Origin of the sequence: Neptuniibacter halophilus (assembly GCF_030295765.1) — a bacterium.
Classification (GTDB): domain Bacteria; phylum Pseudomonadota; class Gammaproteobacteria; order Pseudomonadales; family Balneatricaceae; genus Neptuniibacter; species Neptuniibacter halophilus.
The window spans coordinates 1720745-1735721 of record NZ_AP027292.1 but is presented as its reverse complement, the minus strand read 5'-3'; the positions used below and the strand labels follow the sequence as shown (position 1 = coordinate 1735721).

Annotated in this window: 11 protein-coding genes and 2 tRNA genes; 7 read left to right on the top strand and 6 right to left on the bottom strand. The window is 55.0% G+C overall.

All coding sequences use genetic code 11. The features are described from left to right. Position 1 precedes the first annotated feature (1 nt). Positions 2 to 4729 (bottom strand): PAS domain-containing protein, encoded by a 4728-nt coding sequence (locus QUD59_RS08045; RefSeq protein WP_286240706.1) that lies wholly within the window; start codon positions 4727 to 4729, stop codon positions 2 to 4. Positions 4730 to 4873: 144 nt separating this feature from the next. After that, entirely contained in the window at positions 4874 to 5425 is a 552-nt protein-coding gene (locus QUD59_RS08040) for a hypothetical protein (RefSeq protein WP_286240705.1), read from the bottom strand. A 127-nt stretch (positions 5426 to 5552) separates the two neighbouring features. Here QUD59_RS08040 and QUD59_RS08035 point away from each other — a divergent pair, with 127 nt between their 5' ends. From QUD59_RS08035 to QUD59_RS08020, 4 genes are all read left to right on the top strand, one after another. Further along, complete coding sequence (locus QUD59_RS08035) at positions 5553 to 6224, top strand: response regulator transcription factor (protein WP_286240704.1); 672 nt, start codon at positions 5553 to 5555, stop codon at positions 6222 to 6224. Between the two features lie 106 nt (positions 6225 to 6330). After that, a complete protein-coding gene (locus QUD59_RS08030; RefSeq protein ID WP_286240703.1) occupies positions 6331 to 6951 on the top strand; it encodes a cation efflux transmembrane domain-containing protein in 621 nt (206 codons plus the stop codon). Between the two features lie 177 nt (positions 6952 to 7128). After that, a complete protein-coding gene (locus QUD59_RS08025; RefSeq protein WP_286240701.1) occupies positions 7129 to 8682 on the top strand; it encodes a response regulator in 1554 nt (517 codons plus the stop codon). A gap of 13 nt (positions 8683 to 8695) precedes the next feature. Beyond that, a complete protein-coding gene (locus tag QUD59_RS08020; protein WP_286240700.1) occupies positions 8696 to 10342 on the top strand; it encodes a sensor histidine kinase in 1647 nt (548 codons plus the stop codon). A gap of 5 nt (positions 10343 to 10347) precedes the next feature. Here the strand turns inward: QUD59_RS08020 and QUD59_RS08015 are convergent, their stop codons facing one another. Next, complete coding sequence (locus QUD59_RS08015; RefSeq protein ID WP_286240699.1) at positions 10348 to 11529, bottom strand: EAL and HDOD domain-containing protein; 1182 nt, start codon at positions 11527 to 11529, stop codon at positions 10348 to 10350. Positions 11530 to 11797: 268 nt separating this feature from the next. Here QUD59_RS08015 and QUD59_RS08010 point away from each other — a divergent pair, with 268 nt between their 5' ends. Beyond that, positions 11798 to 11920 carry a hypothetical protein gene (locus QUD59_RS08010; RefSeq protein ID WP_286240698.1) on the top strand — a complete coding sequence of 41 codons (123 nt, stop codon included), beginning with the start codon at positions 11798 to 11800 and terminating at the stop codon, positions 11918 to 11920. Positions 11921 to 12123: 203 nt separating this feature from the next. Then, entirely contained in the window at positions 12124 to 13131 is a 1008-nt protein-coding gene (locus QUD59_RS08005) for an ABC transporter substrate-binding protein (RefSeq protein WP_286240696.1), read from the top strand. Between the two features lie 57 nt (positions 13132 to 13188). On the opposite strand, the gene QUD59_RS08000 is transcribed toward QUD59_RS08005, so the two are convergent. Continuing rightward, positions 13189 to 13275, bottom strand: a tRNA-Leu gene (locus QUD59_RS08000). Between the two features lie 66 nt (positions 13276 to 13341). Further along, positions 13342 to 13428, bottom strand: a tRNA-Leu gene (locus QUD59_RS07995). A gap of 181 nt (positions 13429 to 13609) precedes the next feature. Between QUD59_RS07995 and QUD59_RS07990 the strand changes: the two genes are divergently transcribed. After that, positions 13610 to 14023 (top strand): response regulator, encoded by a 414-nt coding sequence (locus QUD59_RS07990; protein ID WP_286240695.1) that lies wholly within the window; start codon positions 13610 to 13612, stop codon positions 14021 to 14023. A 9-nt stretch (positions 14024 to 14032) separates the two neighbouring features. Here QUD59_RS07990 and znuA read toward each other — a convergent pair whose 3' ends face one another. Next, a complete protein-coding gene (znuA, locus tag QUD59_RS07985; protein ID WP_286240694.1) occupies positions 14033 to 14911 on the bottom strand; it encodes a zinc ABC transporter substrate-binding protein ZnuA in 879 nt (292 codons plus the stop codon). Positions 14912 to 14977: the final 66 nt, after the last annotated feature.

Here is a 14977-nt window from a genome sequence, read left to right as displayed (position 1 = left end):
TTCATCCTGCTGTTTGTTCTTCTTGATCGGTTTGCAACAAGCCGTCCAGCTTTTCCAAACTCTCCAGCGCCGCCTCAAATTCGAATCCGGAGATATGTCTGCGCAGCCGTTTCAGTTCTGCATCAACCTCAGGTCCGGCCAGACAATTCCAGAGTTCATCATAGTCAGCCGGATCAATGTAGATTCCCTGACTGACGGCGTCCGTCAATTGACGGATAAATTGCCTTAACCGCAGATGACTAAGCTCATTTTTCGCCTGCGGATTCAGGCCATCGAGGTACTCCCTGAAGCGCAGCACCACGGCATCATACGCTGCGATAAACCCGGGCAACAGGCTCAGTGCGTCCCGGTTGGCTTCCCGCGCCAACCTCTCCATCATGGATGCCTGCTCATACAACTGCATCGCTGACAGGTTAGCAGCCATCCCTTTCAGCGAGTGGGCCGGCCCAACAAGTGCCGCCAGCGTTTCTGCATCCGCTGCACTCTGAATCTCTGCAACCAGTTGGCCGGAATCTTCAATAAAGATCTCCAGTAACGGTGGCAGCATCTCCCGGTTACCCATCATCCGGTCGATCAGAGACGACAACCCCCACACTTCAGCCTGCGTCTCTTCTGTACCGGGCTCTGTCGCTACAACGGGCTCAGTCACTGTAACCTTCTCAGGCTCCGCCAGACTACCTGAGATAAAGCGCTGCAACATACCCTTCAGTTGATCCACCAGCACCGGCTTACTGATAAATTCATCCATACCTGCGGCCAGACACTTTTCACGGTCCCCCGCCATGGTGTTGGCCGTCATCGCGACAATGGGCAGCCCGATATAGAGATCACCGCCCTGCCCGGCCCGTATCTGCCGCGTCGCTTCATAACCATCCATCTCCGGCATCTGGCAATCCATCAGGATCAGTTCCACCGGATCCTCATCGTGCAATGAATTTTGCAACATCTGCAAGGCTTCTACGCCATTGGCAGCGATCATCGAGCGGTAACCCAATTGGGTCAGCATGCCCTGTATCACCATCTGGTTAACCTGATTATCCTCCACCACCAGCACTCTGCTGCCCGACGCTTCGGCCTCCGGTTCCACGACCATCGCCGGTTCCGGTTGCAGCGCCCCTGATGCGGATAACGCCTCTGGCTCCAGCGCCTGTGGTGTAATACTGGCATTCAGTGCCAGTAACAGATTGTGCGGTGTCGCCGGTTTGGCAAAGTGCCAGTGATAACCCAGCGCAGCAATCGCGCCACTGGCACTGCTGGCGGCCATTGAGGTCATCAGTATCATCCGCGTTTGCTGGCAGCAGGCTTCGCTCCGCAACTCGGTAATCCACTCCGCCGGCACTGCCTGCTGATCAATAAAGGCGAGGTCAAAGCCATTTGCCGATGCCCCGGCAGACAACTCCCGGCAAAGCCCTGAAGCCCCCTCAGCACTCTCTGCCACAACAACCCGGGCACCCCACTGCTGAAGCTGTCGGCTGATGACGTCTGCACTGTGGCGATTGCCGTCCAGCAACAGGACCTGCTGGCCGTCCATTTCGGTCTGGCCGGTCTGACTGAGCGGGTGATCACTGCTCTCCAGCTCAACCCAGAACTCAAAACAGCTCCCTTCGCCGACCCGGCTTTCTACGCTGATATCCCCACCCATCAGCACACAAAGCTCCTTACTGATGGCCAGCCCGAGCCCGGTACCGCCATACTCGCGGGTGGTAGAGACATCAACCTGGCTGAAGGACTCAAACAGCTCCTCAAGCTTCTCCGGTGCGATCCCTATGCCACTGTCTTCAACCCGGCAACGCAACTGACAGCCCTCGGTGGCAGACGGAGTCAGTTCGACCCGCAGCAGAATCTCACCCTGCGGGGTAAATTTAATCGCATTACCTATCAGGTTAGTCAGAATCTGGCGTAAACGCCCTGAATCCCCTCTGACCCGGGATTGCCCGACCCCGGTCAGATCCAGAATCAGCTCAAGTCCTTTCTCCTGTGCCTGCAGTGCCATCGCCTCTGCCAGTTCAGCCAGCATCTCCTGCAGATCGAAGTCGATGGTTTCCAGCTCCAGCTTGCCCGCATCAACTTTAGAGAAATCCAGTATGTCGTTAATCAGGTGCAGCAATGCGTTGGCGCTGCTTTCCGCAATCTTCGCCCGATGCCGCTGCTCATCGCTGAGCGGCGCGCTGAGGAGTAACCCCAGCATACCGATCACCCCGTTCATTGGCGTGCGGATCTCATGGCTCATATTCGCCAGAAACGCACTTTTAGTCCGGTTAGCCTGTTCCGCCTCCTCTTTCAGCGCGATCAGGCGCTGCTCCATCTCCCGCTCGGCGGTGATATCCTGATGGGTGCCGATCATTTTCTGCACTTCGCCATGACTGTCGAGAATCGCTGCCGCCGACGCTTTCAGGTAGCGCACCTCACCATTCGCCAGACAGATACGGTATTCATTACGCCAGCCCTGGCGCTGGCTGATCGCCTGAGACAGCGAATTTTCAACACGGCTTCGATCGGCGGGATGCAGACAGGCACGCCAGAAATCATAGTAAAGGTGGCTCGCGATCACCTCCGGCGGCACCTGATAGATCGATACGGTCTGCTCATCCCAGGTCAACCGGTTCGCCTGCAGATCCCACTCCCAGATACCGATTTCCGATGCTTCTACCGCCAGATCAACCCGGCTTTTGGCCTCTTCCAGCTCGCGCTGCACCTCTTCGCCCTGCTCCAGCGCCTTGATCAGACGTCGCTCAGCATTCACCTGCTTGGTAATATCCCGGAACGACCATACCCGCCCCCGAATCTCTCCATCCACATACATCGGAATCGAGATCTGTTCGTAGGTCCGGCCATCTTTCAGATACAGGTAGGAGCTGTCAGGCCGCTGCTCATTATTCAGCAGGCCCTTGATGATATGCGCCATCTCATCAGCATTACTCAACTGGCGCAGCACGTTGCCCAGTACCCGGGTGTCGCGATGGTAGACCTCTGGCATACTCCACAACTCAGCAAAACGCCGGTTGTAGCTGTCTACCGCGCCGCCCGGCAGTGTCACCAGAATGCCGTTATCGGTGGACTCCAGAATAGACTCCTGTCGCACCAGCGCCTCGCGGATCTCCAGCTCCATCTGCTTACGCTGGGTAATGTCATAACGCAGGGCGATATAGCTGACCGGTTTTCCCTGCTCATTTTTGAACGGTACGATGGTGGTCCAGACCCAGTAGATACTGCCATCTTTAGCCCGGTTACGGATCTCACCCTGCCACACCTCACCGCTGGCAATGGTTCGGTAAATCTGACGGAAAAACTCCTGCGAGTGATACCCGGAGTTAAGAATCCGGTGGTTACGACCGATCAGCTCGCTTGCCATATAGCCGCTGATCTCGACAAATTTTTCATTCACGTAGGTGATGGTGCCGCGCAGATCGGTGACGGCAACAATGGAATGCTGATCCAGTGCGAACTTCTGCTCTGTCAGCTCGGCAAGGGCCTGTCGGGCCTGCTCGGCACTTTGCCTGAGTGCCGCCTCATTCATTTGCCTCGCTGCAAGCAGGTGGTTAAAGGCCAGAGTCAGTTGTGAGGTTTCCTCATTGGTCGATTCCAGCTCAACCTTTTCCACATCGCCGGCTGCTGCTTCACGGGCCAGTCGTGCCAGTTGTATGATCGGCGAGGTGATTTTTCCGGCAATTAAATAGGCCATCAGGGCCACGACCAAAGCCGTCACCAGCCCCAGCATAAGCGAAAAGGTGCCCAGTTGATCCGCGGAACGTAACGCCGTTGTCTGTTCGACTTCAGTCACCAGATACCACTGCACATTGGCCAGTTGCACCGGTTTGACCACCCCAAACACGGCCTCCCCTTCCGGCCCGATATAACTCTGCACCCGGTTTTCATCTCCCGGACTGTAGACCCGGTTGGCGTGATTGCGCCCCGCCAGCCTGACCTGACGCACCAGCACTTCATTGACCATCTTCCCCCGTGGGGAGATCAGCACGCCGCTTTGATCCACAAGATAGTGCAGGTAGCTCTGATCACGGGTCATCTCCAGCAGTTTGAAGACACTGCCAAAGCGTAACTGGATGGCGTAAACCCCGAGCGGATCACCATGAACATTGCGGACAGGAATCGTTACAAATCCGGCCAGCACATCACCCGAAGGGGAGTAACGTTCCAGACCGGAGAAAGAGAGCTGGCCGGTAGACAAACTGGTGCGGACACTGCGGGCAAGGCCGGTTCCGGCATAGGGCCCATGCCGCAGGTTAGTGCCCAGATCGGTTTCACCCATCACGGAATAGAGCAGGTTGGCATTGTTATCCAGCAGCAGGATATCGTAGATGAAATCATCCTGCCGCCGCAGGGCTTGCAGATCGCTGCTGTAGGCGGCTGTCAGTTGTTGCCACTCCGCACTGCCGACATACTGCCTCAGGTTCTTTTCGCTCTGCGCAAACGACTGCTGTAACTGTTGCAGTAACTGCACTGTGCTGTTCAGGCCTGCCTGAAAGCGCACGCCCGTCTGCCGCTGTTCAAACCAGCTTTTCAGAGAGACGGAGGTAATTCTGGAGGATTGCTGCAGCTTCTCTTCAAAGGCGGCTTTCAGCCCCTCCCGATCCTGATGGTAGTTGATCCATGACTCCAGCGTTAAGGGCACCAGAGTCAGCAACACCATCCACAGAATCAACTGGGCACGCAGGGAAGCGCGATACCCTTTACCTCCGCTCAGGGGAGCTCCGTCCTGCCGCTCAACCATAGACAACCAACCCGATGATGCCAAACCATCTGTACATATACATCCTGTGTGAGCTCAGAGCCTTATCAAACCACAAAATAGCGTATTCGCCGCTAAAGCATAGCCCAGTTTAACCCAGCACCGGCCGGGTTCAGCAAGCCCCGACTAGCGAATAATCAGATCTGGCAGCCAACGCTGGCTGCGGTCGATATCATCCAGTTCAGTGTCGCCGATGGGAGGAGCGGCACTCTCAGGCGGAGATGCCAGCAGATTCAGATCCACCGCCATCGCCCGGCCCCGTATCTGATCGCCCTCCAGCTCCAGTTGATAATAGATACCGTTCCAGAAGTTAGCCCCGAACTCCGAAGGCTTTTTGAACATAAACAGCAGATCATGGGACAACCAGCGCAGATCAGTGTCGCTGACCTGATGTGGCTGCGTATAGGGATAGGGAAGGTGACACCAGAGTTCAGGGCCTTCAAGGCACTTCATCTCTTTCATTGACAGAAAGTAATCCCGAAACTGGCTATGATCCACATGCAGCTCATACTGACTCACGCTCCCCTGTGGCTGAAACAGGATCTGTCCCAGCAGCCGCTCATTGCCCTGTTTATCCAGCAACAGCACCTGCTTCTCCCCTTCCAGCGGCGCAGCATACGCCAGACCTGATAACCCGATTCCGGCCAGTAACATGCCGGATAGCATCTGCTTCAACATCTCTCACCTCCGTACCAGCAACCTATTCAGTGTATGCACTGGCCGGAAAAGCGCTATCCGACTTGGGTAGCGAACCGTTGCAACAATGAGGCTGTCTTCACCCGGGCAACTTCGCTAAGCTAGGCCGATGCGCCTCCTACTGATCAGCTCCTCAGAGCAAAACGACCCGCTGTACACAGCCCTGCTCGGCGCTGAGTATCAGATCGACCAGAGCCCGAGTCTGGCGGAAAGCCGTTATCTGCTGGAAGAGGTCAGCTTCGACATTATTCTGCTCGATCTGTCACTGGGCGACTCAGATGCCCTGCAACTGATCCGGCTCTGGCGACGCCAGCACAACCACACTCCGATCATCTGTATCGCCGCAGCGCTGAAGGCAACTGATCACGCAGCACTGGACGCCTTTACCGCCGGTACCGATGATTTCGTCAGCCGGGAAACAGAACCCGCATTGATACTGGCGCGTATGCAGTCGCTGCTGCGCCGTGCACAACCCCACCAGTGCCCGCGCCTGCAGGCGGGAGGTATCCGTCTGGAAACGTCACGGCAAACCGCCGTGGTGCTCCACAGCGGCGAAGAGATCCCACTGTCTGATCTGGAGTTTCGCCTGTTGCAGCAATTTTTGCGCTACCCGGACCGGCTTTTCAGCCGCCAGCAACTGCTCGATGGCCTTTACCGCTTTAACAAAGAGCCGGACAGCAATGTGCTGGAGAGCTATATCCGCAAACTGCGCAGAAAACTGGGTCATCACTGTTTCCAGAACAAACGTAATCAGGGCTATCGGTTTATGGGTGTACAGTAGTCATTTTTAAATCATTTTCATAATCCATACTCGGTTTATCTGGGAACAGGATTACGGCTGCTTCAGCCTTTTCTGCCTGCCAACCGAGCGATTAAAGGAGTGAGTGATGGGTTCATGCTGCAATAATGATCAGAACTTTGACGGTGCCTCACGTGAGTACAAAAGGGCACTGTTGTGGGTGATCGGCATTAATGCCTTTATGTTTTTCCTTGAGATGGGTGCCAGTTTGCAGGCCCACTCTCAGGCACTGCAGGCCGACGCGCTGGATTTCCTCGGCGACACCGCCACTTACAGCCTGTCCCTGCTGGTAATCGGGCGCTCCCTGACCGTACGCAACCGGGCGGCACTGTTTAAAGCGATCAGTCTGCTGTTGATGGGGCTGGCGGTGATGGGCATGACCCTGTACCGGGTTGTGCTGCTGAAAACGCCGGAAGCCGCCACCATGGGTATCGTAGGTTTTATCGCCTTCGCCGCCAATATGCTCAGTGTGCTGATTCTGCTGCGCTTTCGAAACGGCGACGCCAATGTCCGCTCTGTATGGCTCTGCAGCCGCAACGACGCTATCGGTAATCTGGCGGTGATGCTTGCAGCGGCCGGTGTCTGGCAAGCGGGTTCCGCCTGGCCCGATCTGATTGTCGCCAGCATCATGGCCAGCCTGTTCATCTGGTCTTCGGTACAGATTTTACGGCAGATCAGACAGAGCCGGGAGGATCACTGTTCCGCCTGAAGAGACTCAGAGCTCCGCCTGGCGGAGCCCTTCCCCGAACGCGGCTGAGTCGCTAAGATGAGGCCAATAAAAACAACAACAGATCGCGCCCACTTCGTACACCGGCTATGGCTTGGACTACACTTACCGGAGGTCGGGTGCCATTGCCCGGCGCCTTAAAGGCTACAGGAACAGATAATGACCGATACCCTACTTTTTGCGGCAGAGGAACCAGTTAACTCCGAAGCAGGGCTCCCGCCATGGAAAGTACTGATTGTCGACGACGAAGAGAGTGTCCACCGGGTCACCCAACTGGTGCTCAAAAACGCTTACTTTGATGGTCGGCCGGTAGAGCTGCTCGAAGCCCGCTCCGCAGCAGAAGCCCGCGCTTTACTGGAACAGCATGGCTCCGATATCGGCCTTGCCCTGATCGACGTGGTCATGGAAACCGACGATGCCGGCCTGCAACTGGTACGCACCATCCGTCAGGAGTTGCAGAACGAGATGACCCGACTGGTTCTGCGTACCGGACAACCCGGTCAGGCACCGGAGGAGAGGGTGATTCATGAATACGATATCAATGACTACAAAGATAAAACTGAGCTGACCGGCATCAAACTGAAAACTCTGGTCTACTCCTCGCTGCGCTCCTACCGCGACATTCGCACCATCGATCACCAGCGCCGGTCGCTGGAAACCGTGATTCATGCCATCGGCCAGATCAATCAGGTGAACTCACTCAGTCTGCTGGCCTCAGCGATTCTCAGCCAGTTGATCTCCCTGCTCAACTTCGAACCGGATGCGATCTACTGCAGTACCCGGCGAATCTATCGCGATCTGCCCCGGTTTACCGTGCTGGCCGCCACCGGAAACATGAAGCCGCTGCTGGATCATCACAACCAGCAGGCTCTGGTACAGTTTGAAGAGAACGAACTGCCGGAAGAGCTGCAGACCGCCTTTGGTCAGGCTTTAGCCGAAAAACGCTCAATCCATACCGATCAGGGCTATATCGCCTACCACTCAGGTATGTCCGGGGCCGAGAGCCTGCTCTATATCAAACATCGCAGTAATATTGATGAGCATGGCAAACACCTGCTGGAGATCTTCAGCGCCGATGTAATCTCCACCTATCACACCCTGCTGCTGAAAGAAGAGATTCAGGAGACCCAGGCGGAGCTGATCTACATCCTCGGTGAAGCCGTTGAAAAACGCTCCAAGGAAACCGGCGCACACGTTAAACGGGTTGCCGAAATCTCGGCGCTGCTGGCTTCCGCCTACGGTACCAATCAGGTATTCGTTGAAAACCTGCGACTCGCCTCTCCACTACATGATCTGGGTAAAATCGCGATTCCTGATGCGATTCTGAACAAACCCGGCAAGCTGGATGCGGAGGAGTGGCAGGTGATGCAGACCCATGCCGAAATCGGCGAGTCGATGTTGCGCAGCTCGGACCGGCCGGTTTTTCAGTTGGCCGCCCGGATCGCCGGCAGCCACCATGAAAAATGGGACGGCAGCGGTTACCCGAAAGGACTGAAAGGGGAAGAGATCCCGCTGTCCGGGCGAATCACGGCGGTAGCCGATGTGTTCGATGCCCTTAACAGCGCACGCTGTTACAAAGAGGGCTGGCCGCTTGAGCAAACACTGCAACTGCTGCAGGAGCAAAGCGGTAAGCACTTTGATCCGCAACTGATTGAGCTGTTTGAAAAGAATCTGGACAGTATTCTGGCTATTTGCCAACGCTACCCTGACTGAGGACTACCGGCATATGTTAGGCAGATCTGCAAAAGTTCCCGCCAAGATCATCTCCGGACGCCTTGGGAAACGTATTGCCATTCTGATCGTGGTCTTCAGCTCCTGTTTTACCCTGCTCAGCACCTCTTTACAGCTTGGGCTCGATTACCGCGCCGACATCAGCCGCATCGAGCAGCAGTTCAATAATATCCGTACCTCCTACCTGCAGGCGATTACCCTCAGTGTCTGGTCACTGGATGATTCCCAGATCGAAACCCAACTGGTCGGCCTGAGCCAACTACCCGATATCGAATATGTCGCGATTCTGGTCGAGGATGAGATCGCCTGGGAACAGGGAGAGGCCGTCTCCAGCACCATACGCAACATGGATTTCCCACTCAACTACAGTGCACCGGGCATCAGCGCTCAGGATATCGGCAAACTGCGGATTACGGCCAGTATCGACAACGTCTACAACCGCCTGCTGCAAAAAGCCGGGGTGATTCTGGTCAGCAACGGGATCAAGACCTTTCTTGTATCCGGCTTCATTCTTCTGCTGATCTGGCTCCTGATCACCCGCCATCTTCAGACGATCTCTGACTACCTGCGCGATCTGGATTTCAGCCGCCATAACAACCCGCTGAAACTGAATAAGCGACAGAAAGACCAAAGTCAGTACGATGAGATCGACAACGTAGTACAGACCATCAACCATATGGGCAGCAGCCTGGAACAGACCTACCGGAGCCTGCATGAGAACAAGCTCCACCTGCAGCAACTGGTTGAAGAACGCGATACCCTGCTGGAGAAAGAGCTGCATCATAAAGAGCAACTGGAACAACGGGTCATGGAGCGAACCCAGCAGTTGCAGAACTCGATGGACGATCTGCGTTCAGCACAGGACCTGCTGATCGAAACCGAAAAAATGGCCGCGCTGGGGAATATGGTGGCCGGGGTAGCCCATGAGATTAACACCCCGATCGGGGTCTGCCGTACCGCCGCCAGCTTTCAGGGAGAAAACGCCAAGCTCATTCGCCAGAAAATGGCCGAAGGTACGCTGACCCAGAGCGATCTGCGCGGTTTCCTTGATGAAGTCGAAGAATCCAGCCATCTGTTCGAGAGCAATATCATCAAGGCCAGTAATCTGATCTCAAGCTTTAAACTGATTGCTACCGACCAGAGCTACGATGCGAAACAGAAGTTCAATCTGCACAACTATCTGCAATCCTCGATCCAGACAATCTACCCGCAGTACAAACATCAGAAGGTCCGTTTCAACCTGCAGATTCCGGAAGATATCCAGCTCAACAGTTACCCCGGCGCACTGCACCATATCATCAGTAACCTGATCAATAACTCCATCCTGCATGGGTTTGAGCAAAAACAGGGAGGCAACATTGTCATCCACGCGGAATGCGAGGGAGACCATCTGATTCTGGATTATCGTGATGACGGCCGCGGACTGACGGCGGAGGAACAGAAGAAACTGTTCGAACCGTTCTTCACCACCAAACGGGGTCAGGGCGGCAGTGGCCTGGGTATGTCGATTGTGTTTAATATTATTTCGCGTCAGTTAGGCGGCCGCGCCGAACTGCCTCAGGAAGAGACCCCGGGTTTCCACCTGCGTATGCATATACCGATCGAAGCGAAGGAACTGACCAGCACTGAAACCGGGAACTGAGCCGCTCAGCCCAGTTCCTGCATCAGCTCAAGACTCCAGCCAAGGGCCTGATCATAAGCCGTTGTCATCTCGCCTTCGTTTACCCCTGCCGGCAAACGTTCCCACTGCCCCGTGACATAAGCTTCGACACTCGCAAGAAGGCGCCCCAGAGGGTTACTCCCGCCCGCCAGAGCCCGTTTCACTTCGACCTGCAGGGGCAACTGTGGCAGCAGCTCATCCTTGCGCATACAGAGAATCACGTCGATCCCCGAGAGCACCCCGGTCATAAACGCAGTGCTCGGCTCCAGTTGCGCATCATTGGCTGCCAGCAGCTCACACATCTTGCCCTTTAACAACAACAGGGAGATCAGCTCTGAAGGAATCTGGCGGTTGTGGCACAGGGCAAAAAACAACACCCACTTTCTCAGCTCGGCCAACCCCAGCAGCACCACCGCCTCGGAAATATTGCCGATGGTGCGGTGGCCCCGATAGGCTGCGGAGTTCACCAGCCTTAACAGGCTGGCGACCAGCTCCGGATCCCGCTGCAACACCTGCTCGATACTGTCAGCCGTGGCATCAGGATGATTCACCTCACCGATAAGCTGGAACATGACCAGCTCATTACGCGACAGCTTACGCCCCGCCACCGGCTCAGCGCTCGCAAAGAAATTGCCCAGAAACAGATCAAAGCCAACCGCATTACACATCTCATAATCGCTGAAGCTGTCAACCTGATCAGCCAGCAGTATTTTACCCGGCTGCTGCCGCAGTTGCCGGCAGAGCGATTCCAGCTCGGCCTGACTGCCTTGCCGGATATCGATCCGCACTACAGAACCCAGCTCCAGCAGTGTTTCAGAAGCATTGGCCGGCACCACCAGCCGATAGTTTTTCTCCGCCAGTTGGCGCAGAGTCTGCAATGAAGCGTCCGGCAGGTCGGTATAGTGCAGATCAAGTAACAGCGCATCAGACGGAACCGCAGGTAACTGGCCATGCTGTAACCAACCGGCATCAAACCTGATCAGCGCTGGCAGGTAACGGATATGTCCCTTTTCAAGGAAGTTACTGAAAGCGTTAACCAGCACCTCAGCAGTATGATCCGGGCTCGGATTCGCATCCTCTGGATCCAGACTGCAGATCAACTGATACGCATAGGTGTTCATCTGCCGATCAAAAATCGGTTGCCGGGCAAACAGGACCGGTTGGCTCATTTTTACTTCCTATAACGACTCTTATTCCCTGCCATCAGACGCTTGCCTGCGGCGTTGTATCTTAACAGGTGCGGCGATTGCCCGCGCAGCGACTACGCAACATATGACATACCTGACAAATATGACATGACATAAACCAGCAACCCCGTCGACTCTCAGCCCGAACAACCCGTAAAAAACCAAATAATCAACAAGTTACAAAACAACCAAAAATTGGCACCGCTCCTGCAAAGACTTTACAAAGCCCAACCATTCAGGAGACAGGCACATGAACGAAGTTGAAAACAATGTTGAAGTTATCGGGGTTGTACCATCAATCCTTATGGTCGTTGCAGGCTTAGCGATTGCGATCACACCCATGCTGGTGCAACTCGCTTTACTGCTGGGCTAAGCGGTTGACCGCCCAGCCAGATTAACTTTATACCCTTTCCCTGCGCTGCCCGCCACGGGCAGCCAGATGCACAATCCGCTGGTATCAGCGCTTGTGCCCGCATCATACCACTCTATTGTCCCTTGCTTTAGTAAGTAATTGAACAAATACTAATTATGCAGCCTCGCTGCATCCTGCTCCCCAGCCGTAAAGAAGGATTGGTTATGTCCGCGCTCAGAAAGCCGGTATTGATTCTGATGATAGCGCTGCTGATCGGCAGCGGCCTGCTGTTATTGGCTGCTGCTCTGCAACCGGACGAGAAACCCGGTTCGTTGCGGATTGCGGTCTCCTCCACCCCACTTTCGGCGCCTTTCTATGTGGCCGAAAAGCTCGGTTACTTCGATGAACAGGCGGTACAGGTTGAGTTACTGGATGTTGCGGGGGGCGCAAACTGCTTTGATCTTCTGCTGCAGGGTAAGGCCGATCTGGCCACCAGCTCCGACTCGGTGGTCATGTTCAACGGCTTTTATTACGATCATTTTGCGGTCATCGCGAGTTTTGTCGAGTCCGACAACGATATCAAACTGATCAGCCGGGAACCCTTACAGCTCGAGGCCTCCCGCGATCTGAGCAGACTCCGGATCGGGGTCGTCGAAAACAGTGCCAGCGAATATTTTCTCCATAACTGGCTGAAACATAAGGGTCTCGACCCGCTGCAGCCGGTTTATGTGCCATTGGATATTACCGAGATGCATAACGCCCTGGCGTCGGGGCAGGTAGATCTGCTCTCGGTGTGGGAACCTTACGCCTATAAAATTTATCTGCAGGGGGCCGATCAGATCAATATTGTTGATACCAAGGGCCTGTTTAATCTGCGCTTCAACCTGCTGGAACTGACTGATCAGCCCGAACTGCAAGAACAGAAGCAGCAGGTCCTGCTGGCCTTACAGAAGGCGGTGCACTATATCCGCAACAACCCGGAAGCGGCACAGTTAATTTTGCGTCACAGACTGAAGCTGACTCAGGAGTTTATCGACTGGAGCTGGAAAGACTACCACTTCCATCTGGGGCTGGATAATGAGCAACTGAGTTCATTGCAGCATCAGGCGCAGTGGGCACTCAGCCATGGTCTGGTGGAAAATCATGCACTACCAGACTACGCCCGGCTGATGGATCTGAACCCGATCAGCGGAGCCGGAATTTACAACGGCAAAAATCCCCAGACAGATTAGCGCTGTCAGAGTAAGAAAAATAAAAAACTAAGGAAGGTCAAACCGGGAGGGAATGACTGGTGCAGATGGGGAGACTCGAACTCCCACGCCCGTGAAGGCACTAGCACCTGAAGCTAGCGTGTCTACCAATTCCACCACATCTGCGTATCAATCAAATTGTCAGCGTTAAGGGCGCTACCCCGTTACTTTTTACACCACTCCAGAAGGAGTTGGTGCAGATGGGGAGACTCGAACTCCCACGCCCGTGAAGGCACTAGCACCTGAAGCTAGCGTGTCTACCAATTCCACCACATCTGCGTCAAAAGTGGGGCGCATTATATAGAGAGGTTTTTTATTTGTGAAGAAAAATATTATCGAATTTTAAAATTTAACAAAATAATTGCTTCGGACAGGGTTATCGCGCTTTAGATTTGGCGGCACTGCCCCCCTGCCGTATTATGGCGCTCCCTTCTGCAGCTATTTTTTTTTGTTTTCTGCAATGAGTAAAACACAGCGAACCATCAACGTCCCACCCGCCAGCGCAGTTGTTCTGATCGTTGACGATATGCAGTCAATGCGGATGCTGACCCGCACCACGCTGAAAAGCATGGGCTTTCGACGCATCGTTGAAAGCCCGAACGGGGAAGAAGCGCTGAAACGACTGCGACTGATGAATATCGACCTGATTATCTGTGACTGGGATATGCCACAGATGAACGGCCTTGAACTGCTACGTAACCTGCGGGCAGATCAACGCCTCAATCGCATCCCGTTCATTATGCTCACGGCCCACGCCGAAGCACACCTGATCCACGAATCGATCGCCACCGGCGTCGACAGCTATCTGGTGAAGCCTTACCAGCCCACGGCCCTTTGCAGCCGGGTAAACACCCTGCTCAAAACACCGGGTTAGCAACACTCATTACTGCAGACAGCTTTGAATATTAGCGCCGAGCGCTCTCAGATAACCGGGGTAGCCCTGCTCGGTTGTAATATCGATAGCCAGAGGATCTAACTGCCCCAACCGGACCGGATAGCCCGACACAATCCGCTCGATCACCGCTGCCTTAAACTGGGGTTCGGTGAAGACACAGCCGATATTCTCCTGTTCCAGCAGGGTCTGGATCTGCTGCAGTTTTTTCGCTCCCGGCGCACGCGCCGGATCGACCGTGAAGTACGCCCGCTGGTTCAGCCCGTAGTGATCGACCAGCAGGCTGAATGCGTCGTGGAATACAACGAACCCCCGCTTCTGGAGCGGCAATAGCTGCTGACGAACATGAGCCTCCGCCGCAATCAGTTCTGCACTGAAACGCTCGTAGTTTGCCTGCAACTGCGCCGCCTGTTTCGGTGCCTGAAGGCTGAGCTGCTGCCTGATCTGATCTGCGGCTTCCAGCATCAGTACCGGGTCAAGCCAGATATGCGGATCGTTTTCGCCGTGATGATGTTCACCCTCCGCATGATCGTGGGCATGCCCGCCGGCTGCTTGTGCATCGCCCTCCATCAATTGCAGCACAGGTGCCGGAGTTGATTTCAGCGCTTTACCCAGAAACTGCTCCATCTCCGGACCGACCCAGACCACCAGATCAGCATCGTTCAGGCGACGCAGGTCAGAGGGCCGCAGGGCATAGTGATGCGGAGAAGCCCCCGGCGGGATCAATACATCCACCTTACCGAGATCGGCAACGATTGCTTCAGCCACCAACTGCAGCGGTTTGATACTGGTCACTACGTTCAGCGACTGCGCCAGCAGGTTTGAACTGAAAAGGCTGACAAGCAGCGCTACAAAGGATATTTTTTTCATGCTCAGGTTACATCTCAAATCGGTTAACAGTTACAATATAACATAAACAATGTGTCGAAATAACGC